21 protein-coding genes are annotated in these 22479 nt (G+C 74.8%); 14 read left to right on the forward strand and 7 right to left on the reverse strand.

The features are described from left to right. Nucleotides 1-34 precede the first annotated feature (34 nt). A complete protein-coding gene (locus ABD976_RS16245) occupies nucleotides 35-742 on the forward strand; it encodes a TetR/AcrR family transcriptional regulator (protein WP_345363915.1) in 708 nt (235 codons plus the stop codon). Further along, nucleotides 739-1959: a cytochrome P450 gene (locus ABD976_RS16250; protein WP_345363917.1), complete on the forward strand. Its 1221-nt coding sequence runs from the start codon at nucleotides 739-741 to the stop codon at nucleotides 1957-1959. The genes ABD976_RS16245 and ABD976_RS16250 overlap by 4 nt, the downstream gene beginning before the upstream one ends. A 36-nt stretch (nucleotides 1960-1995) precedes the next feature. On the opposite strand, the gene ABD976_RS16255 is transcribed toward ABD976_RS16250, so the two are convergent. The 4 genes from ABD976_RS16255 to ABD976_RS16270 all read right to left on the reverse strand — a co-directional run bounded on the left by ABD976_RS16255 (nucleotide 1996) and on the right by ABD976_RS16270 (nucleotide 6584). Beyond that, nucleotides 1996-2271: a ferredoxin gene (locus ABD976_RS16255; protein ID WP_345363919.1), complete on the reverse strand. Its 276-nt coding sequence runs from the start codon at nucleotides 2269-2271 to the stop codon at nucleotides 1996-1998. Next, entirely contained in the window at nucleotides 2271-3422 is a 1152-nt protein-coding gene (locus ABD976_RS16260) for a 3-ketosteroid-9-alpha-monooxygenase, oxygenase component (protein ID WP_345363921.1), read from the reverse strand. Before ABD976_RS16260 ends, ABD976_RS16255 begins: the two co-directional genes overlap by 1 nt. 76 nt (nucleotides 3423-3498) lie before the next feature. Next, on the reverse strand, nucleotides 3499-5016 hold the full coding sequence (locus tag ABD976_RS16265; protein ID WP_345363923.1) for an FAD-dependent oxidoreductase: 1518 nt from the start codon (nucleotides 5014-5016) through the stop codon (nucleotides 3499-3501). Nucleotides 5017-5111: 95 nt separating this feature from the next. Further along, nucleotides 5112-6584, reverse strand: coding sequence for an MFS transporter (locus ABD976_RS16270; RefSeq protein WP_345363925.1), 1473 nt, complete (start codon nucleotides 6582-6584; stop codon nucleotides 5112-5114). Between the two features lie 167 nt (nucleotides 6585-6751). Here ABD976_RS16270 and ABD976_RS16275 point away from each other — a divergent pair, with 167 nt between their 5' ends. Beyond that, the gene (locus ABD976_RS16275; RefSeq protein ID WP_345363927.1) at nucleotides 6752-7423 is read left to right on the forward strand and encodes a PaaI family thioesterase; all 672 of its coding nucleotides are present in this window, start codon (nucleotides 6752-6754) and stop codon (nucleotides 7421-7423) included. Nucleotides 7424-7483: 60 nt separating this feature from the next. Here ABD976_RS16275 and ABD976_RS16280 read toward each other — a convergent pair whose 3' ends face one another. Next, nucleotides 7484-7972, reverse strand: a complete 489-nt coding sequence (locus ABD976_RS16280) for a nuclear transport factor 2 family protein (RefSeq protein ID WP_345363929.1) — start codon at nucleotides 7970-7972, stop codon at nucleotides 7484-7486. Next, nucleotides 7969-8820: an LLM class F420-dependent oxidoreductase gene (locus ABD976_RS16285; RefSeq protein WP_345363933.1), complete on the reverse strand. Its 852-nt coding sequence runs from the start codon at nucleotides 8818-8820 to the stop codon at nucleotides 7969-7971. Before ABD976_RS16285 ends, ABD976_RS16280 begins: the two co-directional genes overlap by 4 nt. Nucleotides 8821-9020: 200 nt before the next feature. On the opposite strand from ABD976_RS16285, the gene ABD976_RS16290 reads away from it, so the two are divergent. Further along, a complete protein-coding gene (locus ABD976_RS16290) occupies nucleotides 9021-9905 on the forward strand; it encodes an IclR family transcriptional regulator (RefSeq protein ID WP_345363935.1) in 885 nt (294 codons plus the stop codon). 32 nt (nucleotides 9906-9937) lie between these two features. Here the strand turns inward: ABD976_RS16290 and ABD976_RS16295 are convergent, their stop codons facing one another. Continuing rightward, nucleotides 9938-10450: a flavin reductase family protein gene (locus ABD976_RS16295; RefSeq protein ID WP_345363937.1), complete on the reverse strand. Its 513-nt coding sequence runs from the start codon at nucleotides 10448-10450 to the stop codon at nucleotides 9938-9940. 183 nt (nucleotides 10451-10633) lie between these two features. On the opposite strand from ABD976_RS16295, the gene ABD976_RS16300 reads away from it, so the two are divergent. From ABD976_RS16300 to casI, 10 genes are all read left to right on the forward strand, one after another. After that, nucleotides 10634-11503: an alpha/beta fold hydrolase gene (locus tag ABD976_RS16300; RefSeq protein ID WP_345363939.1), complete on the forward strand. Its 870-nt coding sequence runs from the start codon at nucleotides 10634-10636 to the stop codon at nucleotides 11501-11503. Beyond that, nucleotides 11500-12528: a 2Fe-2S iron-sulfur cluster-binding protein gene (locus ABD976_RS16305; protein ID WP_345363941.1), complete on the forward strand. Its 1029-nt coding sequence runs from the start codon at nucleotides 11500-11502 to the stop codon at nucleotides 12526-12528. The genes ABD976_RS16300 and ABD976_RS16305 overlap by 4 nt, the downstream gene beginning before the upstream one ends. Next, on the forward strand, nucleotides 12525-13403 hold the full coding sequence (locus ABD976_RS16310; RefSeq protein ID WP_345363943.1) for a 2-keto-4-pentenoate hydratase: 879 nt from the start codon (nucleotides 12525-12527) through the stop codon (nucleotides 13401-13403). Before ABD976_RS16305 ends, ABD976_RS16310 begins: the two co-directional genes overlap by 4 nt. Beyond that, nucleotides 13400-14341, forward strand: coding sequence for an acetaldehyde dehydrogenase (acetylating) (locus tag ABD976_RS16315; RefSeq protein ID WP_345363945.1), 942 nt, complete (start codon nucleotides 13400-13402; stop codon nucleotides 14339-14341). Before ABD976_RS16310 ends, ABD976_RS16315 begins: the two co-directional genes overlap by 4 nt. Then, entirely contained in the window at nucleotides 14338-15357 is a 1020-nt protein-coding gene (gene dmpG, locus ABD976_RS16320; protein ID WP_345363947.1) for a 4-hydroxy-2-oxovalerate aldolase, read from the forward strand. Before ABD976_RS16315 ends, dmpG begins: the two co-directional genes overlap by 4 nt. A gap of 96 nt (nucleotides 15358-15453) precedes the next feature. Then, nucleotides 15454-16596, forward strand: a complete 1143-nt coding sequence (locus tag ABD976_RS16325) for a steroid 3-ketoacyl-CoA thiolase (protein ID WP_345363949.1) — start codon at nucleotides 15454-15456, stop codon at nucleotides 16594-16596. Nucleotides 16597-16696: 100 nt separating this feature from the next. Further along, complete coding sequence (locus tag ABD976_RS16330) at nucleotides 16697-18883, forward strand: acyl-CoA dehydrogenase family protein (protein WP_345363951.1); 2187 nt, start codon at nucleotides 16697-16699, stop codon at nucleotides 18881-18883. Between the two features lie 32 nt (nucleotides 18884-18915). Further along, on the forward strand, nucleotides 18916-19788 hold the full coding sequence (locus ABD976_RS16335; RefSeq protein WP_345363953.1) for a MaoC/PaaZ C-terminal domain-containing protein: 873 nt from the start codon (nucleotides 18916-18918) through the stop codon (nucleotides 19786-19788). A gap of 191 nt (nucleotides 19789-19979) precedes the next feature. Continuing rightward, a complete protein-coding gene (locus ABD976_RS16340) occupies nucleotides 19980-20732 on the forward strand; it encodes a glucose 1-dehydrogenase (protein WP_345363955.1) in 753 nt (250 codons plus the stop codon). Nucleotides 20733-20812: 80 nt separating this feature from the next. Then, nucleotides 20813-22468, forward strand: a complete 1656-nt coding sequence (gene casI, locus ABD976_RS16345; RefSeq protein ID WP_345363957.1) for a steroid-22-oyl-CoA synthetase — start codon at nucleotides 20813-20815, stop codon at nucleotides 22466-22468. Nucleotides 22469-22479: the final 11 nt, after the last annotated feature.

Genomic DNA, 22479 nt, shown 5'->3' on the forward strand with positions numbered 1-22479 from the left:
GGTCCCCGGGAAGCCGGTGCCGAGGAGGTGCTCGATGGGCCGGGACGACGCGGCGGCGCCGCAGCGGGGGCGGATCGAGCGGGTCGGCGCGACCCGCGAGCGGATCCTGGTCACCGCGGAGCGGCTGTTCGCCGAGCACGGCGTGTTCGCGGTGTCCAACCGGCAGATCGGCGAGGCCGCCGGGCAGGGCAACACCGCCGCGGTCGGCTACCACTTCGGCGCCCGGACCGGGCTGGTGCGCGCCATCGTCCGCAGGCACGCCGAGCCGATCGAGCGGGTGCGCGAGCGGATGGTCGCCGTGATCGGCGACCGCCCGGACCTGCGGGACCAGGTGTCCTGCCTGGTCCGGCCGAGCACCGAGCACCTCGCCGCGCTGGGCGTCCCGAGCTGGTACGCCCGGTTCAGCGCGCAGGTCCTGGCCGACGCGTCGCTGCGCGAGGTGGTGCTCGACGAGGCGCTCGCGTCCCCGGCGCTGCGCCGCCTGCTCGCCGGGCTGCACCGGTGCCGGCCCGACCTGCCGGCCGAGGTGGTCGACGAGCGCGACGGCATGACCGGTCAGCTCATCGTCCACCTGTGCGCCGAGCGCGAGCGCGCGCTCGCCGCGGGGACGGCCACCCCGAGGGCGACCTGGCGCGATGCCGCGACCGGGTTGATCGACGCGATCACCGGCCTGTGGTCGGCGCCCGCGTCCTCCGCGCCGGGGGACCGCACGAACACGACGTCCGATGGAGGAGTGGGATGACCACCGCCGCGAACCCCGCAGCCGAGCAGCCCGAGGCCCCGGAGTACCCGATGAGCCGGGCCTCCGGGTGCCCCTTCGACCCGCCGCCGGGCCTGAAGGCCGCGCAGCAGGAGGCCCCGCTCACCAGGGTCCGGTTGTGGGACGGCCGCACGACGTGGCTGGTGACCCGCTACGCCGAGCAGCGGGCGCTGCTCGCCGATCCGCGGATCAGCTCCGACGTCACCCGGCCGGGATACCCGAGCCCGGCGCCGGTCTCGGGATCGCGGCTGAGCTTCATCCTGATGGACGACCCGGAGCACGGCAGGCAACGCCGGATGGTCGCGCCGCCGTTCACGGTCAAGCGGGTCGCGGCGATGCGCCCCGCGGTGCAGCGGATCGTCGACGAGCGGATCGAGCGGCTGCTCGCCGGGCCGAAACCGGTGGACCTGGTGGAGGAGTTCGCCCTGCCGGTGCCGTCGCTGGTGATCTGCGAGCTGCTCGGCGTGCCCTACGCCGACCACGACTTCTTCCAGGACAACAGCAAGACCATCATCCGGCGCGACGCCGCGCCCGAGGAACGCGCCGCGGCGATGGGCGCCCTCGTCGGGTACCTCCACGACCTGCTGGGCGCCAAGCGCGCCGAACCGCGCGAGGACCTGCTGTCCGGGCTGGTCGAGCGGGTCGACGGCGGCGAGCTGACCCAGCAGGACGCCGCCGAGATGGGCGTGCTGCTGCTCATCGCCGGGCACGAGACCACCGCGAACATGATCGCCCTCGGCACCCTGGCGCTGCTGGAGAACCCGGACCAGCTCGCCCTGCTGCGCGACGCCGAGGACGAGTCGGTGATCGCCTCGGCGGTGGAGGAACTGCTGCGGTACCTCAACATCACGCACAACGGGCGGCGCCGGGTGGCGCTGGAGGACATCGAGATCGCGGGCGAGGTGATCCGGGCCGGTGAAGGCGTGATCGTGCCCAACGACATCGGCAACCGCGACCCGGAGGTCTTCGCCGACCCGGACCGGCTCGACATCACCCGTGACGCCCGCCGCCACGTCGCCTTCGGCTTCGGCGTGCACCAGTGCCTCGGGCAGCCGCTGGCCCGGCTGGAGCTCCAGGTCGTCTACGGCACCCTCTACCGGCGGCTGCCCGGCCTGCGGCTGGCCACCGACCGGGACCGCATCCCGTTCAAGCACGATGGTTCGGTCTACGGGGTCCACGAGCTCCCGGTGACCTGGTGAGCCACCGGGCGCGGCGCCCGCCCGCGCCGCGCCCGGTCAGTCCCGCTCGGTGCCGACCGGGAGCTCACCCCGGACCGCGGCCCGGCGGATGGAGTCGCGCAGCGCGGAGCAGCCCGCGAAGACCGCGGCGTTGGGACCCGACCCGCGGGCACCGGCCCGGCGTTCCGCGCAGGACCGCGCGGCGTCCTCGTGCCACTGGACGCTGGTCTGGTCCCAACTGCTCTTGCGCACCTCGACCCGCGCGCGGCACCGGCGGCAGGTCACCGGTTCCATCGGCACGTCGAGCAGCCGGGCGTCCGGGCGCACGCCCATCACGCGGGCCGTTCCCCGGCGGCCACCTGCCGCCGCGCCACGTTCGCCTCGATCTCCGCGCGCCACGCCTCGTTGGGCCGGGTGGTGTCGATCTCGAACTCGAACCGCTCGGTCATCTCCGGGCGCACCTCGGCGGCGTCGACGTAGAACTGCTCGTACCAGCGGCGCAACTGGTAGACGGGACCGTCCTCCTCGCACAGCAGCGGGTTGTCGATGCGCGCCTTGTGCCGCCAGATCTCCACGTCCTGCTCGAAGCCGATCCGGATGAAATCACCCATCTTCGCGGCCACCTGCGGCGCGGAGTCGCCCAGGTGCGCGGCCTTCTCCACGACGACCCCGTACTGCAGCACGAACGAGTCCGGGCTGACCGGGTAGTGGCAGGTGACCAGCACCGAGTTCACGTCGCCGTCGCTGTAGTGGTAGGTCAGCTCGTCGATCATGAACGACGGGCCGTGGTAGGTCGCGACCGAGGTGTTGCCCAGCACCGTCGGGGCACCGCTGTCGGCCTGGGGACGTCGCACGTCCTCCCGCGCGACGCCGTGCATGATCTGCGTCGCGGTGTGCTCCTCGAAGATATTCTTGAAGTAGGTGGGGAACGAGTAGTGCACGTAGAAGAAGTGCGCCATGTCCACGACGTTGTCGACGATCTCGCGGCAGTTCGCCCCTTCGATCGTGGTGGAGAACCAGTACCAGTCCGTCCACTCGTCGCTCGTGGCGCCCGGGATGCGCGGAACGGTGACGTCGTCCGGCGGCGGGTTGCCCTCCGGGTCGTTCCAGACGAACAGCATCCCGTCCTGCTGCGCGGTCGGCCACGCCGCGGTGCGCGCGCGCAGCGGCACGCGGCGGGCGTAGGGGATCCCGGCGCACCGCCCGTCGCCGCCCCAGCGCCAGGCGTGGAACGGGCAGGCGATCGCGTCCCCGACCACCGAACCCCGGGACAGGTCACCGCCCATGTGGCGGCAGTAGGCGTCGAGCACGTTCAGCGTTCCGTCCGAAGCCGCCCACACGACCAGCTTCTGCCCGAAGGCGTGGACCGTGTGCGGCTCGCCGTCGGCGAAGTCCCGTTCGAGCCCCAGGCAGTGCCAGCCCCGCGCGAAGCGCGTCGGGAGCGCCTCCGCCTCGATGTCGCGGATGTCGTCGAAGGTGGTCATCGTTGGTTTCCTCCCGCCGAAGTTCCCGCGCCGCCAACGTAAGGCCGCGCACCGGGCCCCCGGCCCGGAGTCCCGCTCAGCGGTACGCGCCCAGGACGTCCTGGACGGCCAGCGCGGCGAACACCATCGCGGTCGCGATCGGCGTGCCCGGGCCGGGGTAGAACGCCCCGGTGAACGACGCGCTGGTGTTCCCGGCGGCGTACAGGCCCGGGATCGCCGTCCCGTCCGCGCGCAGCACCCGCCCGGCCACGTCGATCACCAGCCCGCCCTTCGTGCCGAGGTCGGCGAGCACCAGCTTCGCGGCGTAGTAGGGCGGCCGGTCGACCGGCACCAGCACCGGTTCGCCGAACCACCGGCCGTACTCGTCGGCCTCGCGGCCGAAGTCCTCGTCGGTCCCGGACTCCGCGAAGCGGTTGTAGCGCTCGACGGTCGCGGTCAGCTCCTCGGGCGCGACGCCGATCGATTCGGCCAGCTCGGCGAGGGTGTCCGCCTTCGTCCACGTCCCGGCGGCGAGGTGCTCCTCCGGACGTCCCGCGGGCACCACGACGGCGGGCAGGTGCCCACCGGTGCGGTGGTCGAACAGCGCGTACGACGGGGTCCGCACCGGGTCGGCCGCCATCTCGCGGGCCAGCCGCTCGTAGGACAGGGATTCGTTGGTGTAGCGGTGACCTCGCCCGTCGACCACGAGCCCGCCCGCGAACCCGGCGATGAAACCCGCGGTGCCGTCCGGCATCGCCAGCCCGGTGCCCCACCACGCCTCGTGCATCAGGTCGGTGGCCGCGCCGAGGGCCATCGCGGCGCGGAGCGGTTCACCGGTGTTGGTGCCGTCCGGCGCCATCGACCACGCGGCCTCGCCGGCCACCCCGTGCTCGTCCCGCATTCCCGCGTCGTGCTCGAAACCGCCCGCGGCGAGCAGCACCGCCTGCCGCGCGCCGATCCGGACCCGGCGACCGCCGCGCTCGGCGGCGATCCCGATCACCCGGTCGCCGTCGGTCACCAGCTCGTCCACGCAGGTCCCGGTGTGGACCACCCCGCGACCGGTCCGCGCGAACGCGAGCAGCAGCCGGGCGATCAGGGCGCGTCCCCGGGTGAGCGGCTCCGGGGAGTGGTCCAGCCCGACCCGGTCGCGCGAGGCGGGCGGCCGGACCAGGTGGAGCAGTTCGCCCAGCTCCGCAGGGGCGATGTCGACCGGGATGATCGAGCGCCCGCCCGGGATCCGCCCCGGCCGGTCGAAGTAGTCCGGGAAGACCTGGTGGGCGAACTCGACGGCCGGGTCCTCCTCCAGCGCGGCGACCACGGCCGGGGCGGCTTCGACGAAGGCGTCCTGCTTGGCCGCCTCCGCCGGGCCGAGGACGGCGCGCAGGTAGGTGCGGGCGGCTTCGGTGGAATCGCCGACCCCCGCCCGCTCCTGGACCTGCGTGCCGGGCAGCCACAGCGCGGCCCCGGAGTACGACGCCATGCCGCCGACCCGATCGGTCTTCTCGACGACGACGACCGAACGGCCGGCCCGCGCCGCGAGGTGGGCGCCGGTCAGCGCCCCGGCCCCGGACCCCACGACCACGACGTCGTACTCCTCATCCCACTGCTGCCCCACTGCCGGACCTCCTCGACGTGCGCCGGAACGTGGTCGTACGAAACCGCACCACCCGGCGCGATCCGGCGCCGATCCCGCTCAGCGGTACGCCGGGTTCACCGCCGCGGGCCGACCGGACCCATCGCGATCGCGCTGACCAGCGCCAGCGCCCCGGCACCGGCGCAGGCGGCGAAGGCGAGCACGAACCCGGACTGGCCGTAAACCACCCGGTCCCCGGCGTAGGTGGCCGCGGGCACGAGCAGGAGCACGACGGCCAGCTGGGAACCCAGCGAGCTGCCGAGGCTGCCGAGCAGGTTCAGCATCCCGCCGCTGATGCCCTGCGCTCCGGCGGGCACCGACACCGTGATCAGATTCGGCAGCGACGCGGTGCAGGTGCCGATCCCGATGCCGATGATGAAGTGCCCGACCAGCACCCACAGCTCCGCGCCAGGAAGCGCCGACAGCTCGGCGCCGGGCAGCACCGCCAGCACGGCCGAGCCGGTGGCCAGCGACGCGCCGCCGACGACCAGGGTCAGCCGGGGCCCGCGCCGCCGGGCGACCGCGCCGCTGATGGGGCCCGCGATCATGCCCGCGACCCCGCTGGCCGCCATGAACACCGCCACCTCCAGCGGGGAGGCGCTGAACCCGTACCCGGTCCCGGCGGGCGTCATGACCAGCAGCGGCACCAGCATGGAGGCGCTCACGAGGGTGAACTGGACCCAGAAGCTGGCGACCAGGGTCAGCGCCACCCGGCGCTGCCGGAGCAGGGCGAAGTCGACCAGCGGCTCGGCGGTGCGCCGTTCGTGGCGGAACCAGGTGGCCAGCAGCGCGACGCCCAGGGCGATCCCGCCGAGCACGCCCGGCGAGGACCAGCCGGCCGCTTCGGCGCCGCTGAGCGCGGCGAGCAGCGCCAGCGTGCCCGCCCCGAGCAGCAACGCGCCGACCCAGTCCAGGTGCGCCCTGCTGCGCAGGCTGCTCTCGGGCACCAGGAGGAGCACGAGCGCGCCGATCACCACCACGTAGAGCACCTGGAACCAGAAGATGCCGCGGAAGCCGAAGCCCTCCACGAGCACCCCGGACAGGACCGGGCCGAAGATGGCGCTGGCGCCCATGCCGGTGCCGAGGAAGCCCAGCGCGATCGGGATCAGCGACCGGGGCAGCACGTCGCGCACCAGGCCGTAGGTCAGGGTCAGCACCGCGGGGCCGACCCCTTGCAGCGCCCGCCCGGCGATCAGCACGGCGAAGCTGTCGGCCAGCGCGCTCACCACCGAGCCCGCGGCGAACACGCCCGCGCACACCAGCGCGACCTTCTTCTTCCCGAAGAGGTCGCCGAGCTTGCCGCAGAGCGCGAAGGCCACCGCGCCGACCAGCGTGACCGCGGTGATCGTCCACGCGACGTGCGGTGTCCGGAAGGTCGCCGCGATCAGCGGCAGCGCGGGGGTGACCATCGTGTAGGTGAGTCCGGTGATCTCCACGAGCAGCACCAGCAGCGCCACCGTGGCGGCGTGGTGCGCCCGGGACCGGTCCGGGCGGAGGGCTTCGCCGTCGGCGTCCGAACCGAGCGGGGAGGACGTCGGTGTTTCGCTCATCTGAACTCCCGGTGGGTGAGCGGCGGGCGCCGGACGCTACTGCGCGGCGGCGCCGGACCCCCGCGCGTTCCCGCTCATCGGGAGCACGACCGGCGTCCGACTCAGCGGGACGGTCCGTTGTGGAGCCCGCGCCGGGCGCCTACGGTCGGCCGCGTGATGATCTCTGCATGCCGCGCGCTCGGCACGCCGGTGCGGGGCGGGAATCCGTGACGGCGCACCAGGAACCACCGGTCGAGCTGACCGCGGCGGCCCGCGAGGACGGTGTGGACGCGGCGGCGGCCGCCGCCCGCCGGCTGATCGACTCGTTGCTGCGCGCCGGGGACGGGACCGAGGTCGCGATGTCCGGCATCACCGAGCAGCTCACCGCGATCGCCGACCGGCTCGACGCGCACGCCCCGCCGTTCGACGAGCGGATGGTGGCGATGTGGGCGGGTGACGCCACGACTCGCCACGACCCGGTCACCGGCCCGGAGAACGCCCTCGCGCCGCCGGTGCGCTTCGCCGGCGCCGCCGACGGTTCGGTCTCCGCTGTCGTCGAGCTGGGCGTGGCCTACCAGGGCCAGCCCGGCTGCGCGCACGGCGGGGTGAGCGCGCTGCTGCTCGACCACGCGCTCGGCGTCGCCAACCACTGGGGCGGCCGGTCGGGCATGACCGCCGAGCTGACCCTGCGCTACCGCGCGCCGGTCCCGCTGTTCGTCCCGCTGGCGGTCACCGGCAGGCAGGTCGCGGTCGACGGTCGCAAGCTCTGGGCCGAGGGCGCGATCAGCACCCCCGACGGTGCGGTGTGCGTGGCGGCGAAGGGCTTCTTCATCGGCAAGCACCTGCCGCGCCCGAGGTGAGCGCCCGGGTGGTGGGCGAGCCGCTCGCCCGCCACCGCGGGGCATCGGCGAAAGCGGTGCTCAGGCGGGCGGTTGCGCTTCGGCGAGCAGCGCCGGTGCCCCGACCCGGCCGTCGAGGACCCGGTTGGTGCGCGTGGTGACCCGCCAGCCGTCGGGGCCCTTGCGCAGCCGCCAGCGGTTCGCGGTCGCGCGGTGCACCCGGAAGCGCCCGCCGGTGCGCACCACCATCAGGGAATGGCAGATCGCGGTGGCTTCCGCGCCGGAGACGGTGACCTGCGGCGGGCCGACGAGATGGGCGCAGCCGCCGTCGATCCACCGCTGGTGGGCGGTGGAGCGCACCATCGCCGCGATGTCCTCGTGCCCGGCCAGCACCAGCTCGTCGACGTCGTAGCTGCCGCCCGGCTCCCAGAGGGCGGCCACCGCCTCGGCGCTGCCGCTGTCGACCAGCGGCCCGTAGGACGCCACCAGCCGGGCCACCGCGCGCTCGTCCTCCAGCTCGGCGACCCGCCGTTCGAGTGCGCTCAGGCGCCGCTCGGCATCGCTGCTCATGTCGCTCCTCGGTCGGCCAGCGCGGCGAGCTGCTCGCGGTAGTGGTCGGCGGAGGTGGCCGCGAGGGCGGCGCCGACGACGGTGGCCCCGGCCTCCCGCGCCCGGCGCAGCGCCCGGTCGGTCGCCTCCGGCGCACCGAGCGGGTCCAGCGGGCGCCCCGCGGGCATGACGACGTCGAACCCCTCGGGCGGGTCGGCGCCGCGCACCATCGCGGCCAAGTCGTCCAGCGGGAGTCCGAAGGGGACCCAGCCGTCACCGAAGCGCAGCGCCCGCCGCAGCGAGCGCGGCGTCCGCCCGCCGATCCACAGCGGCACCCGCGGCTGGACGGCGTGCGGATCGACCACGACGTCGGAGAACTCGTAGTGCTCGCCGCGGTACCGCGGTTCCCGCCGGGACAGCGCGGCGCGCAGCGCGCCGAGCGCGTCGTCGGCGCGGGCGCCGCGTTCCCGGAACGGGGCGCCCAGCAGCGCGAATTCCTCCCGGAGGCTGCCGACGCCGAGCCCCAGGATGAGCCGCCCGCCGGAGACCCGGTCCAGCGTGCCGTAGCGCTTGGCGATTTCGAGGGGGTGGTGGTACCCGAGGACGAGCACCTGGGTGGTCAGCCGGATCCGCGTGGTGCGCGCGGCCAGGTAGCCGAGCGTGGCCAGCGGATCCCAGTAGGTGCCGCCGCGTTGCTCGGCGACGCCGGTGGGGACAGCGACGTGCTCGCTGCAGGTCAGGTGGTGGAACCCCAGCCGGTCCGCGGTTTCGGCGATCGCGCCGAGCTCCTCGATGCCCGCCGCGGCCTCCCACGGCGAGTGCGCGCCGGGGACCCGGGTCACGACCGGGCTCACGATCCCGATCCGCATGCGATGCCTCCCGTTCCTGGTCGTCACCCGCGTTCCTATCCGCCGCGCGGGGCGTCCGGTCCCGGCGTCCCGCTGACCGGGATCGGGGGCGCGCGGCGGCCTCCGGGGCGCACCCGCGCGGGTGCTTCCGCGCGCTCCGGGTCGCTGTTAGATTCGCAAAAACATAATTCGTTTCAGTTTCTCGGCCGTGGGAGGGTGTCATGACCGTGCTCAGCACAACGCCGGGGGCCGGACGGGACCAGGGCCAGGAGATCCCGCCGTCGATGGTCGAGCGGATGACCCTCATCCTGGACGCCTTCGAGGGGCGGTCCGCGCGGTTGGGCCTGGAGGACGTCGCCCGGCGCACCCGGCTCCCCCGATCGACGACCCACCGGATCCTCGACCAGCTCGTCCGGTTGCGGTGGCTGGAGCGGACCTCGTTCGGCTACGGCCTCGGCCAGCGCGTCCTCGGCATCGGCGGCCGCGACGGCAGCTACGCCGAGATCCGCTCCGTCGCCGCGCCGCTGCTGCACGAACTCCAGATGCGGACCGGGATGGTGGTGCACCTGGCCGTGCTCGACGGCACCGACGTGTACTACCTGGACAAGGTCGGCGGGCGGTTCGCCGCCAGCGTGCCGTCCCGGGTCGGGGGCCGCGCGCCGGCGCACAGCACCGCGCTCGGCAAGGCGATGCTCGCGTGGCTGGCGCCGGAGGCGGTCGAGGACCGGCTCGGCGGAGCGGTCGCGCGGTTGACCGAGCGCACCATCGGCGACCTGAGCACGCTGCACCAGGAGCTCAACCGCATCCGGCGGCGGCACGGGCTGGCCTTCGAGCGGGGCGAGTGCGCCGCCGGGATCAGCTGCGTCGCGGCGGCCGTGCGCGGACCGGAGGAGCCGCTGGCGAGCGTGTCGCTCGTCGGCGACCGGCGCGCGCCGCTGGAGAAGGTGGCTCCGCTCGTGGTCGACGCGACCCGGCGGGCGGCGCAGGAGCTGTTCCCGCCGGGGGGCCGCCGCACCCGCCCGGTCGCCGAGGCGCCGGAGGAGACCTGGTCGCCGGAGGCGATGGACCGGCTGCTCGCCGACACCGGGCGCGGCGCCTGGCTCTGAGCAACGGGGAGGCGCTGTGCGACGGCGGGGGATCAGCCGCGGCGGTGCCCGGCGTCGGCGAGGCCGAACCCGCCGCGGTAGAACACCAGCGGGCGGTCCTCGGCGCCCGGCGCCACCTGGAGGACCCGGCCGATCACCACGTCGTGATCGCCCGCGGCGTGGACGTCGTCGACCTCGGCGTGCACGTGCAGCAGCACGTCGCGGAGCGCGGGCGTGCCCCAGCGGGACACGTCCCACGCCAGCCCGTCGTACTTGCGGCCCCGGCGCGATCCGAACCGCGCGCAGACCTCGGTCTGCCGCTCGGCGAGCACGTTGACGCAGAACCGGCCGGCGCTGCGGATGCGCGGCCAGGCGCGGCCGGACCGGTCGGCGCAGAACAGCACCAGCGGCGGGTCCAGCGAGACCGAAGCGAACGCTTGGCAGGTGAAGCCGACCGCCTCGCCGCCGTCGATCCCGGTGACCACGGTGACGCCGCTGGCGAACGCCCCCAGCGCGCTGCGCAGCTCCGCCGGGGTCGGTGCGGCAGATGTTCCTCGGGAAGTCATGCCACGGACGGTAGGAAGCGGTTTCTCCCCGCGGCTGCGGGCATCCCGGTCAGCGGACGGCGGACCGGGGTCCCGCTGACCGGGACGTCGGCGGTGCTCCGGCGGCGGCGCCGGTTAGCGTCGCCGCGGCGGCGACCGGGCGGTCCGCCGCCGCGCGGAGCTGGCCGTCGAGGGGTGGGGCACATGCCGGAACCGACCTACGAATCCACCGCACGCGAACTCCGCACCGACCGCGGAGTGCTGCGCTACCACGAGTTCGGCGCGGGGCCGCCGCTGCTCCTGCTCCACGGCTCGGGGCCGGGCGTCAGCGGGTGGCAGAACTTCCGGGGCAACCTGCCCGCGCTCGCCGAGCACTTCCGCTGCCTGGTGCTGGAGTTCCCGGGTTTCGGCGTCAGCGACGCCACCGGGGAGCACCCGATGGCGGCCGCGGCCCCGGCGGTGCCGCGCTTCCTCGACGGCCTCGGACTGTCGCGAGTGGACGTCGTCGGCAACTCGATGGGCGGCATCGTCGCCACCCGGACCGCGATCGACTGCCCGGAGCGGATCGGCGCCCTGGTCACGGTCGGCGGCATGGGGCGCAACCTGTTCAGCCCCGGCCCGGGCGAGGGGATCAACCTGCTGACCGAGTTCGCCGAGGAACCCACCCGCGAACGGCTCGTCCGGTGGCTGAACTCGATGGTCCACGACCGGTCGCTGATCACCGAGGAGCTGGTCGAGCAGCGGTGGCGGCTGGCCACCGCGCCGGAATCGCTGGCCAGCGCCCGCGCCATGTACGGCCGGGAGGCGCTGGCGGCCCGGGCCGCCGCGGCGTCGGCCTCCGGCGAGCCGCCCACCTGGGCGGTGCTGGACCGGGTGCGGGCCAGGACGCTGATCACCTGGGGCCGCGACGACCGGGTGAGCCCGCTGGACATGGCGATCGTGCCGATGCGCACCATCCCCGACGTCGAGCTGCACGTGTTCCCGGACTGCGGGCACTGGGCGATGATCGAGCGCAAGCAGGCGTGGGAGAGCGCGGTGCTGGCGTTCCTGACCCGCCCGGACGGCGCTGCGTGACGCCCGCGGACCGGGGGGCGCGGTCCGCCGGCCTGCGCGCGCGGGTCGTGCGGGTGATCCAGGAGACCCCGGACGCGCGGTCGTTCGTGCTGGATCCCGGGGACGCGGACTTCGACTACCGGCCCGGCCAGTTCGTGACCGTGCGGATCCCGGGCGCCGGCGGCGGGGTGGCGCGCTGCTACTCGCTGTGCAGCTCACCGCACCGCGGGGAGCGGCCCACCATCACCGTGAAGCGCACCGCCGACGGGTACGGCTCGAACTGGTTGTGCGACAACGTCGTCGCGGGCACCGTGCTGGAGGTGCTGCGGCCCGCGGGCGCGTTCACCCCGGATTCGCTGGACGAGGACGTGCTGCTGCTGGCCGGGGGCAGCGGGATCACGCCGGTCATGTCGATCGCCAAAGCGCACCTGAGCGCCGGGACCGGGTCCGTGGCGCTGCTCTACGCCAACCGCGACGAGCGCTCGGTGATCTTCCGGGAGGAACTGCGCGCCCTCGCCGACGAGCACCCGGGGCGGCTCGGCGTGGTGCACTGGTTGGAGTCCGTGCAGGGCGTGCCGTCGGGGGCGGGGTTGCGCGCCTTGGTGGCCGCGCACGCGGACCGGCGCGCCTTCCTGTGCGGCCCGGAACCGTTCGTCGAACTGGCCGCGGCCGTGCTGGCCGACCTCGGCGTGCCCGCGGAGCGGATCAGGACCGAGCGGTTCACCGCGCAGCGCGGCGACCCGTTCGCCGCCGTCGACACCGGCGGCCCGTCGGGCGAGGTGGAGGTGGCGCTCGACGGTCGGGTCCGGACCGTGCCCTGGCCGCGGGGCGCCACCCTGCTCGAAGCGCTGCTGGCGGCCGGGATCGACGCGCCGTTCTCCTGCCGGGAAGGGGCGTGCAGCGCGTGCGCGTGCGTGCTGCTCGACGGCGAGGTGGCGATGGACCGCAACGAGGTGCTCGACCAGCGCGACCTCGACGACGGCCTGGTGCTGGCGTGCCAGGCCAGACCGGTCGGCGACCGGGTCCGGATCAGCTACGACGGGTGAGCCTCCCGCTCACCGGGATCGGCGCGCCGCGTCGGCCGCCTCCCGTGGCAGCGTGCGGCGAGCTCATCGACCAGCGGGAAGGCCAGGGAATGCTCAGTCTCGACCACCGCCGCGCCGCGGCCGACCTGCTGCGGGCCGCCGAGCTCGACCGGGCACCGATCGAACCGCTCACGGCGCGGTGGCCCGAGGTGGACGTCGAGGACGCCTACCGGATCCAGTTGGACAACGTCCGGCGGCGGTGCGCCGAGGGCGCCCGCGTCCGGGGGCACAAGGTGGGCCTGTCCTCGCCGGTGATGCAGCGGATGATGGGCGTCGGCGAACCCGATTACGGCCACCTGCTCGACGACATGGTGCTCGCCGCGGACCGACCGATCCCGGTGGCGCGCTACTGCGCTCCCCGCATCGAGGTCGAGGTGGGCTACGTGCTCGGCGCCCGCCTGCCCGGTCGGGGCTGCACCGAGGCCGACGTGCTCGCCGCCACGGAGTACCTGGTCCCGGCGCTGGAGCTGATCGACAGCCGGATCCGCGACTGGCGCATCGCGCTGGCCGACACCATCGCCGACAACGCCTCGTCCGCCGGTGTGGTGCTGGGCGAGGCCCGGGTCCGGCCCGGCGAGATCGACCCGGCCGACGTCGAGGCCGTGCTGCACCGCGACGGCGCGGAGGTCGCGCGCGGCAACACCAGCGCGGTGCTCGGCGATCCGACGACCGCGGTGGCGTGGCTGGCGCGCACGGTCGCGGAGTTCGGGGTGGTGCTGGAGGCGGGGCACCTGGTCCTGCCCGGCTCCTGCACCCGCGCGGTGGACGTCGGCCCCGGTTCGGTGTTCCGCGCCGAGTTCGCCGGGCTCGGCCACGTGACGGCACGGTTCGAATGAGGGAGGGCGCAGTGGCGAAGGCGACCGCCGCGATCGTCGGCTCGGGCAACATCGGCACCGACCTGATGCACAAGCTGGCGCGATCGGAGATGATCGAACCGCGCTGGATGGTCGGGGTCGATCCGGACAGCCCGGGGCTGGCCCGCGCGGCCGAGCGCGGCCTGCGCACCTCGGCCGCGGGCGTGGACTGGCTGCTGGCGCTCGACGAGCGCCCGGACCTGGTCTTCGAGGCGACCTCGGCGCAGGTGCACCGCGAGCACGCGCCCCGGTACGCGCGGTGCGGGATCCCGGCGGTGGACCTGACCCCCGCCGCGCTCGGGCCGTCGGTGGTGCCCGCGGTGAACCTCGGCGAGCACGTCGCGGCCCCGAACGTCGGGTTGATCACCTGCGGCGGGCAGGCGACCATCCCGATCGTGCACGCGGTGTCGCGGGTGACCGAGGTGGCCTACGCGGAGATCGTCGCCAGCGTGGCCTCCCCCTCGGCGGGGCCGGGCACCCGGGCCAACATCGACGAGTTCACCCACACCACCCGGCGGGGCATCGAGCGCGTCGGCGGGGCCCGGCGGGGCAAGGCGATCATCGTGCTGAACCCGGCGGAGCCGCCGATGCTCATGCGCGACACCGTGTTCTGCTCGATCGGCGAGGACGCGGACCGGGCGGCGATCGCCGGGTCGATCGAGCGGGTGGTGGCCGAGGTCGCGTCCTACGTCCCGGGCTACCGGCTGCGCGCCGAGCCGCAGTTCGACGATCCCACCCCGATGAGCGGCGGACTCGCCCGCGTCGCGGTGTTCCTGGAGGTCGAGGGCGCGGGCGACTTCCTGCCGCCCTACGCCGGGAACCTCGACATCATGACCGCCGCCGCGGCGGCGGTCGGCGCCGGCATCGCCCGGCGGGTCCTGTCCACCCGCGCCGCGGCCGAGGAGGCGACCACGCGATGACCCACGAAGACAGGCACGTCCGGATCACCGATTCCTCGCTGCGCGACGGTTCGCACGCCAAGCGGCACCAGTTCACCACCGAGCAGGTGCGTTCGGTGGTGGCCGCGCTCGACGCCGCCGGGGTCCCGGTGATCGAGGTGTCGCACGGCGACGGGCTCGGCGGCTCGTCGTTCAACTACGGCTTCAGCCGCACGCCCGAGCAGGAGCTGATCCGCGCCGCGGTCGAGACCGCCACGTCGGCGCGGATCGCGTTCCTGATGCTGCCCGGGCTGGGGGTGCGCGACGACATCCGGCAGGCGGCCGACAACGGCGCGCGGATCTGCCGGATCGCGACGCACTGCACCGAGGCGGACATCGCCGGGCAGCACTTCGGGCTCGCCCGCGACCTCGGGCTGGAGACGGTCGGGTTCCTGATGATGGCGCACAGCCGTCCGCCGGAGGTGCTGGCGGCGCAGGCGCGGATCATGGCCGACGCGGGGTGCGAGTGCGTGTACGTGGTGGATTCGGCCGGGGCGCTGGTGCTGGAGGAGGCCGGTGATCGCGTCGCCGCGCTGGTCGCCGAACTCGGCGCCGACGCGCAGGTGGGCTTCCACGGCCACGAGAACCTCGGCCTCGGGGTGGCCAACTCGGTGCTCGCGGTGCGCGCGGGCGCCCGGCAGATCGACGGCTCGGCGCGCCGGTTCGGCGCCGGGGCGGGCAACACCCCGGTCGAGGCGTTCGTCGCCGTGGCCGAACGGCTGGGCATCCGCACCGGCATCGACACCGCCGCCGTCATCGACGCCGCGGAGGACGCGGTGCGGCCGGTGATGGACGGCGAGTGCCTGCTGGACCGGATGTCGCTGACCATGGGCTACGCCGGGGTCTACTCCAGCTTCCTCAAGCACGCCGACCAACAGGCGCGGCGCTACGGGGTTTCCGGCACCGAGATCCTCGTCGAGGCGGGTCGGCGCAACCTCGTCGGCGGCCAGGAGGACCAGCTCATCGACATCGCGGTGACGCTCGCGGAGCGCGGGTGACCCCACCGCCGCGGCACCGGGACGGCCCTTGCCGGGCGCTGAAAATTCATTCTAGTTTTGCGGATGATCGTGGATCCGCGGACCGCAGGAGGCAACATGGCTGAGGCCGTCATCGTCGACGCCGCCCGCACGCCGGTGGGACGGCGCGGTGGTGCGCTGTCCGGTCTGCACCCCGCGGAGCTGCTCGGGATCGCCCAGCGCGGGGTGCTCGACCGGACGGGCACCGCGCCGGCGGAGATCGAGCAGGTGATCGGCGGGTGCGTCACCCAGGCGGGCGAGCAGTCCAACAACGTCACCCGGAACGCCTGGCTGCACGCGGGACTCCCGCACACCACCGCCTGCACCACGATCGACTGCGCGTGCGGCTCCTCGCAGCAGGCGGTGCACCTGGTCGCCGGCCTCATCGCGGCGGGCGCCGTCGAGGCGGGCATCGGCTGCGGCGTCGAGTCGATGAGCCGGGTCTTCCTCGGGCAGGCCAGCACGCCGGACACCGGGACGCCCACGCCGCCCGGCTGGTCGCTGGACATGCCCGACCAGTTCACCGCCGCCGAGCGCATCGCGGCCCACCGCGGCATCACCCGCGCCGAGGCCGACGCGTTCGGCCTCGCTTCCCAGCGCAAGGCGGCCCGGGCGTGGGAGCAGGGCCGCTTCGACGCGCAGCTCGTGCCGGTCACCGCGCCGGACGACTCGGGACCGGTGGAGGTGCGCCGCGACCAGGGGCTGCGCGAGACCAGCGCGGAGGCGTTGGCCGCGCTGCGGCCGGTGCTGCCCGACGGCATCCACACCGCGGGGAACTCCTCGCAGATCAGCGACGGCGCGGCGGCGGTCCTGCTGATGAGCCGGGAGCGGGCGCACGCCCTCGGGCTCCGCCCCCGCGCGCGGATCATCGCCTCCGGCATGGTCGGCGCGGATCCGCACTTCCACCTCGACGGGCCGATCGCGGCCACCGAGCACGTGCTGCGCCGGGCCGGGATGGTGCTCTCCGACATCGACCTGGTGGAGATCAACGAGGCGTTCGCCTCGGTGGTGCTGTCCTGGGCGCGGGCGCACGAGCCCGACGAGGACCGGGTCAACGTCAACGGCGGGGCGATCGCGCTCGGGCACGCCGTGGGTGCCACCGGGGCGCGGCTGCTCACCCAGGCCGTGCACGAACTGGAGCGGTCCGACTCCTCGACGGCGCTGGTGACGATGTGCGCGGGCGGAGCGCACTCCACCGCCACCGTCCTCGAACGGATCTGAAGCCCGCCGTGGGAACCGCCTCGCGCGGCGCAGCGGGTTCCACGACCGGGTCCGAACGCCCCCGCGCGGGCACGACCACGACGAGCACTGAGGTGGGCCCATGACCATCGCCATCGCCGAGGAGCACCGGGAGCTGCGCGATTCGGTGCGCGCGCTGAGCAAGCGCCACATCACCGCCGAGGTGGTCCGCGCGGCCGTCGACGCCGGGACCGAGCGGCGGCCGGAGTTCTGGTCGCTGCTGGCCCGGCAAGGTCTGCTCGGCCTGCACCTGCCGGAATCCGCGGGCGGCGCCGGGTACGGGCTGCTGGAACTGGCGGTGGTCGTCGAGGAGCTCGGTCGGGCGCTGGCTCCCGGCCCGTTCCTGCCCACCGCGCTGGCCGGCGCGGTCCTGCACCACGCCGGGCACCGGCGGTTGCTGGCCGACCTCGCGTCGGGCGCCACCACCGGCGCGGTCGCGCTCCGGCCGGGGAGCCTGGAGCTGACCAGCACCGGTTCCGGCCACCGGGTCTCCGGCGAGCCCGATCCGGTGCTGGGCGGGCAGCTCGCGGACTTCGTCGTGCTGCCCGCCCGCGACGGTGACCGGGTCCGCTGGGTCGTGCTGCCCCGCGACGCGCTGGAGGTCGTCGACCTGCCCAGCCACGACCCGACCCGCCGGTCCGCCCGGGTGCGGGCGCGGGAAGCGCCGGTCCCGGCCGGTGACGTGCTGGAGGTGTCCGAGCAGGAACCCCTCGACCTGGCGGCCGTGCTGCTGGCCGCCGAGGCCTCCGGTCTCGCGGGCTGGGCCGCCGCCACGGCCGCCGAGCACGCGAAGGTGCGCCACCAGTTCGGTCGGCCGGTCGGCCAGTTCCAGGGCGTCAAGCACCGGTGCGCGCGGATGCTCACCCGGGCCGAGCAGGCCGCCGTGTGCGCCTGGGACGCGGCCCGGGCGTGGTCGTCGGCCGGTGCGGAGGAGGCGTCGCTCGCGGCGGCGGTGGCGGCCGCGACCAGCGTGGAGGCCGGGTTCTCCGGGGCGAAGGACTGCATCCAGACGCTCGGCGGCATCGGGTTCACCTGGGAGCACGACGCGCACCTGTACCTGCGGCGGGCCCAGACCTCGCGGTTGCTGCTCGGTTCCACCGCCTGGTGGCGGCGGCGGGTCGCCCGGCTCACCCTGGGCGGAGTCCGGCGGGAGCTCGCCGTGGAGCTGCCGCCGGAGGCCGAGCGGGTCCGTGCCGAAGTCCGCGCGGAGCTCGCCCCGGCGGCCGGGCTCGATGACGCGGACCGCCGCGCCCACCTGGCCGACCGCGGTTTCACCGCGCCGCACCTGCCCCGCCCGTGGGGACGGGGCGCCGACGCCGTCGCGCAGCTCGTCATCGCCGAGGAACTGGCCGCGGCCGGGATGTCCGCGCCCGACATGGTGATCGGCGCCTGGGTGGTGCCGACGCTGATCGCGCACGGGAGCACCGAGCAGCAGCAGCGGTTCCTGCCCCCGACCCTGCGCGGCGAGCTGGTGTGGTGCCAGCTCTTCAGCGAACCCGGCGCCGGGTCCGACCTCGCCGGTCTGTCCACCCGGGCCGAGCGGGCCGAGGGCGGGTGGCGGATCACCGGCCAGAAGGTGTGGACGTCGATGGCCCGCGAGGCGCGGTACGGCATCCTGCTCGCCCGCACCGACCCCGCCGCGCCCAAGCACCGCGGCTTGTCGTACTTCCTGCTGGACATGTCCGCCCCCGGCGTCGAGATCCGGCCGCTGCGGGAGCTCACCGGCGACGCGCTGTTCAACGAGGTGTTCCTGGACGACGTGTTCGTCCCCGACGAGATGCTCGTCGCGGAGCCGGGCGACGGCTGGAAGCTGGCCCGCACCACGCTGGCCAACGAACGGGTGTCGCTGTCGCGGGACTCCTCGCTGGGCAGCGGCGGCGAGGCGCTGCTGGCGATGGCGTCCGGCGGCGGCGTCGCGCTCGACGACGAGCGGCTGACCGCGCTCGGCGGCGTCCTCTGCGACGCCCAGTCGGGCGGTCTGTTCGGCCTGCGCAGCACCGTGCGCTCGTTGTCGGGCGGGCAGCCGGGGGCCGAATCGAGCGTGGCCAAGCTGATCGGCGTCGAGCACCTCCAGCAGGTCTGGGAGACCGCCGTGGAGTGGCAGGGTCCCGCGGCGCTCGACGGCGACCCCGACCGGCACTCCGCCACCTGGATGTTCCTCAACTCCCGGTGCATGTCGATCGCGGGCGGGACCACCGACGTGCAGCTCAACATCATCGCCGAGCGCTTGCTCGGGCTCCCGCGCGATCCCGAACCCGCGACGCCCTGACCGGTGCCGCCGACCGACGAACGGAGCTGAGCATGCCGATCGACCCGATCGCGGCCCTGGCCGCCGAACCCACCTCGCGGGAGGTGCGCTGGACGTCGCGCGACGTGCTGCTGTACCACCTGAGCCTGGGCGCCGGGCGGCACGCGGCGACCGGGCCGGAGCTCGGGTACACCTACGAGCGGGACCTGCGGGTGCTGCCGACCTTCGCGATGGTGGCGGGGCAGGGGCCCTCGGCCGGGGACGGTCCGGCGCCGGGGCTGTCCCTGCCCGGCATCGACGTCGACCTGCGCCGGCTCCTGCACGCCGGGCAGGAGCTCGCGGTGCACCGCCCGATCCCGCCCGCGGGGACCGCCGTGGTCACTTCGCGGGTCGCCGAGCTGTGGGACAAGGGCAAAGCGGCCCTGATCGTCCAGGAGCAGCGCGCGACCGGCGCGGACGGCGACCCGCTGTGGACCACGACGACGCGAATCTGGGCCCGCGGCGAAGGCGGTTTCGGCGGCGACCCCGGACCGGCCAGCCCGCAACCGGCCCCGGACCGCCCTGCCGACCTCGTGCTGGACACGCCCACCACGGCGGACCAGGCGCTGCTCTACCGGCTCAACGGCGACCTCAACCCGCTGCACGTCGACCCGGAGTTCGCCGCGGCGGCCGGGTTCGACCGCCCGATCCTGCACGGCCTGGCCTCCTACGGCCTCGTCGCCAAGGCCGTCGTCGACGGCGCGCTCGACGGGGACGTGACGCGGCTCGCGGGGTTGTCGGTCCGGTTCGCCCGGCCGGTGCTCCCGGGCGGGACGATCCGCACCAGCCTGTGGTGGCAGGACCCCGGACTGGCCCTGGTGGCCACCTGCCCCGAGCAGGACGACGCACCGGTCCTCACCCACGCCACCGCCACGATCCGCCCCTGAGTCACCCGTCCGGGAAGTGAGTGAGGGGCCCCCTTGCCCAAGTAACTGGGACAAGGGTGCCCCTCACCTGGCTCCCGAACGGGTGATGGGGCGTGGGGGCTGCGCGTCGGGTTTCGCGAGCTGACGGCTGTGGACCTGGTGGGGACGACGACGGACGCCTGCCGCGTCGGCGGTGGGGGAGGGAGGCGGCGATGGGCAGGCTCGCGGGCAAGGTCGCGCTGATCACCGGAGGCGCGCGGGGGATGGGAGCCGCGCACGTGCGGACGTTCCTGCGCGAGGGTGCCGAGGTCGTGTTCGGCGACGTGCTGGAGCCGGAGGGGCGGGCGCTGGCCGCCGAGCTCGGTCAGCGGTGCCGGTTCGTGCCGCACGACGTCACCGACGAGGACCGGTGGATCGCCGCGGTGCGGACCGCCACCTCGGCGTTCGGCCGGCTGGACGTGCTGGTCAACAACGCCGGTGTGCTGCGCGCCGGGTCGATCGAGGAGATGACCGTCGCCGACTTCCGGGCGGTGCTGGAGGTCAACGCCGTCGGGCAGTGGCTCGGGGTGAAGCACGCGAGCCGCGCGATGGGTCCGGGAGGCTCGATCGTCAACGTCTCCTCGGTCGCCGGACTGGTGGGCGGGGCGGGGGTTTCGGCCTACAGCGCGAGCAAGTTCGCGGTGCGCGGCATCACCCGCTCGGCTGCCCTGGAACTGGGTCCGCGCGGCATCCGGGTGAACTCGGTGCACCCGGGCGGGGTGGCCACCGCGATGACCGGCCGCGACCCGGACGCGCCCGGACCGGAACGGGCGGGTTCCCCGCTGGCGGCCCTGCCCATCGCGCGCGCGGGCGCACCCGCCGAGGTCGCCGAACTCGTGCTGTTCCTGGCCGCCGAGGAATCCGGGTACTGCACGGGTGCCGAGTTCGTCGTGGACGGCGGCATGACGGCGGGCGCCGGGTTCTAGCCCGGCTCCCGGTCACCGGGACGGAGCCGGAATCCCGCGCGCCGCGGCGCTAACGTCCCACCGCGACGCAGGGAGGACGTGTGGCACGCGAAACGATCGCCGAGCTGTTGCTGGACCGGTTGGGAGACCGGCGACCCGGGCTGCGCACCCGGGAGCGGACCTGGACCTGGGACGAGGTCGTGCGCGCCGGCGCCGACCGGGCCGCGCTGGCGCGCTCGGTGCGCGGCGGCGGTCCGTTCCACATCGGAATCCTGCTCGACAACGTCGCGGAGTACGTGTTCTGGCTCGGCGGGGCGGCGCTGGCCGGGGCGGCGGTCGTCGGGATCAACCCGACGCGGCGCGGTGCCGCGCTGGAGCAGGAGGTCCGGCGCACCGACTGCCGGCTGATCGTCACCGACCGGCGCGGCCTGGAACTGCTCGACGGTCTCGACATCGGGGTGCGGCGCGACCGGTTCCTGCTGGTCGACGAGCCGGACTACGCGGCCCGGGTGGCCGCCTGCGCGGCGGAGCCCCACCTCGACCCGGACATCGCGCCGAGCACCCGGATGCTGCTGCTGTTCACCTCGGGTACCACGGGGGCGGCCAAGGCCGCGCTGTGCTCGCAGGGCCGGCTCGCCGGCCTCGGCCACCGCAACAGCGCCAAGTACGACGTCACCGCCAGCGACGTGTGCTACTGCCCGATGCCGCTGTTCCACGGCAACGCGCTGATGGCGTTGTGGGCGCCCGCGCTGGCGGCCGGGGCCTGCGTGGCGCTGACGCCGAAGTTCTCCGCCTCCGGCTTCCTGCCGGACGTGCGCGCGTTCGGGGCGACGTTCTTCACCTACGTCGGCAAGGCCGTCAGCTACGTCCTCGCGCAACCGGAACGTCCCGACGACGCCGACAACACCCTGACGCACGCCTTCGGCACCGAGGCCTCGCCGGAGGACCAGGCCGCGTTCCTGCGGCGGTTCGGCTGCCGGCTGCTGGAGGGCTACGGCTCCAGCGAAGGCGCGGGCATGTTCGCCCGCGCCCCGGGCGCACCGCCGGGCAGCCTGGGGATCGCGGCGAAGGACGGCGTGCGGATCGTCGACCCGGACAGCTACCGGGAGTGCCCACCCGCCGAGCTCGACGAGCACGGCCGGGTGCGCAACGCGGCGGCGGCGATCGGGGCGATCGTCGACGTCGACGGGGCGGCGGCCTTCGAGGGCTACTACGCCGACCCGGCGGCCGACGCCGAACGCGTCCGCAACGGCTGGTACTGGACCGGGGACCTCGGCTACGTCGACCAGGACGGCCACTTCTACTTCGCGGGACGCGCGGGCGACTGGATCCGGGTCGACGGCGAGAACATCTCCGCGCTGGTCACCGAGCAGGTGCTGCGCAGGCACCGGGACGTGCTCGCGGCGGCGGCCTTCGCGGTGCCCGACCCGCGCTCGGGCGATCAGGTGATGGCGGCGCTGGAGATCCCCGAAGGCCGGTGCTTCGCGGACCTCCGGTTGCCGGATTTCCTCGCCGCGCAGCGGGACCTCGGTACCAAGGGCGCGCCGCGCTTCGTCCGGGTGTCCCACGCGCTGCCCGCGACCGGTTCGGGGAAGTTGCGGAAGAAGGAGCTGCAGGCCGAGGGGTGGCGCACGACCGACCCCGTCTACCGGTGGACCGGCCGGGGCGGTGCGGACTACGCGCTGATGACCGACGCGGACAAGGACGCGCTGCGGGCCGAGTTCGCCACCAGCGGCCGGGCGCGCCTGCTGCCCTGAGCGCCGACCGG

The organism is Saccharopolyspora cebuensis, assembly GCF_039542665.1.
Lineage (GTDB): Bacteria > Actinomycetota > Actinomycetes > Mycobacteriales > Pseudonocardiaceae > Saccharopolyspora > Saccharopolyspora cebuensis.

What these genes read in the sequence shown, in the direction of transcription:
- ABD976_RS16245 (WP_345363915.1), top strand. Translation starts at nt 35, where the DNA reads ATGGGCCGGGACGACGCGGCGGCGCCGCAGCGGGGGCGGATCGAGCGG.
- ABD976_RS16250 (WP_345363917.1), top strand. Translation starts at nt 739, where the DNA reads ATGACCACCGCCGCGAACCCCGCAGCCGAGCAGCCCGAGGCCCCGGAG.
- ABD976_RS16255 (WP_345363919.1), bottom strand. Translation starts at nt 2,271, where the DNA reads ATGGGCGTGCGCCCGGACGCCCGGCTGCTCGACGTGCCGATGGAACCG.
- ABD976_RS16260 (WP_345363921.1), bottom strand. Translation starts at nt 3,422, where the DNA reads ATGACCACCTTCGACGACATCCGCGACATCGAGGCGGAGGCGCTCCCG.
- ABD976_RS16270 (WP_345363925.1), bottom strand. Translation starts at nt 6,584, where the DNA reads ATGAGCGAAACACCGACGTCCTCCCCGCTCGGTTCGGACGCCGACGGC.
- ABD976_RS16275 (WP_345363927.1), top strand. Translation starts at nt 6,752, where the DNA reads ATGCCGCGCGCTCGGCACGCCGGTGCGGGGCGGGAATCCGTGACGGCG.
- ABD976_RS16280 (WP_345363929.1), bottom strand. Translation starts at nt 7,972, where the DNA reads ATGAGCAGCGATGCCGAGCGGCGCCTGAGCGCACTCGAACGGCGGGTC.
- ABD976_RS16285 (WP_345363933.1), bottom strand. Translation starts at nt 8,820, where the DNA reads ATGCGGATCGGGATCGTGAGCCCGGTCGTGACCCGGGTCCCCGGCGCG.
- ABD976_RS16290 (WP_345363935.1), top strand. Translation starts at nt 9,021, where the DNA reads ATGACCGTGCTCAGCACAACGCCGGGGGCCGGACGGGACCAGGGCCAG.
- ABD976_RS16295 (WP_345363937.1), bottom strand. Translation starts at nt 10,450, where the DNA reads ATGACTTCCCGAGGAACATCTGCCGCACCGACCCCGGCGGAGCTGCGC.
- ABD976_RS16300 (WP_345363939.1), top strand. Translation starts at nt 10,634, where the DNA reads ATGCCGGAACCGACCTACGAATCCACCGCACGCGAACTCCGCACCGAC.
- ABD976_RS16315 (WP_345363945.1), top strand. Translation starts at nt 13,400, where the DNA reads ATGAGGGAGGGCGCAGTGGCGAAGGCGACCGCCGCGATCGTCGGCTCG.
- dmpG (WP_345363947.1), top strand. Translation starts at nt 14,338, where the DNA reads ATGACCCACGAAGACAGGCACGTCCGGATCACCGATTCCTCGCTGCGC.
- ABD976_RS16325 (WP_345363949.1), top strand. Translation starts at nt 15,454, where the DNA reads ATGGCTGAGGCCGTCATCGTCGACGCCGCCCGCACGCCGGTGGGACGG.
- ABD976_RS16330 (WP_345363951.1), top strand. Translation starts at nt 16,697, where the DNA reads ATGACCATCGCCATCGCCGAGGAGCACCGGGAGCTGCGCGATTCGGTG.
- ABD976_RS16335 (WP_345363953.1), top strand. Translation starts at nt 18,916, where the DNA reads ATGCCGATCGACCCGATCGCGGCCCTGGCCGCCGAACCCACCTCGCGG.
- ABD976_RS16340 (WP_345363955.1), top strand. Translation starts at nt 19,980, where the DNA reads ATGGGCAGGCTCGCGGGCAAGGTCGCGCTGATCACCGGAGGCGCGCGG.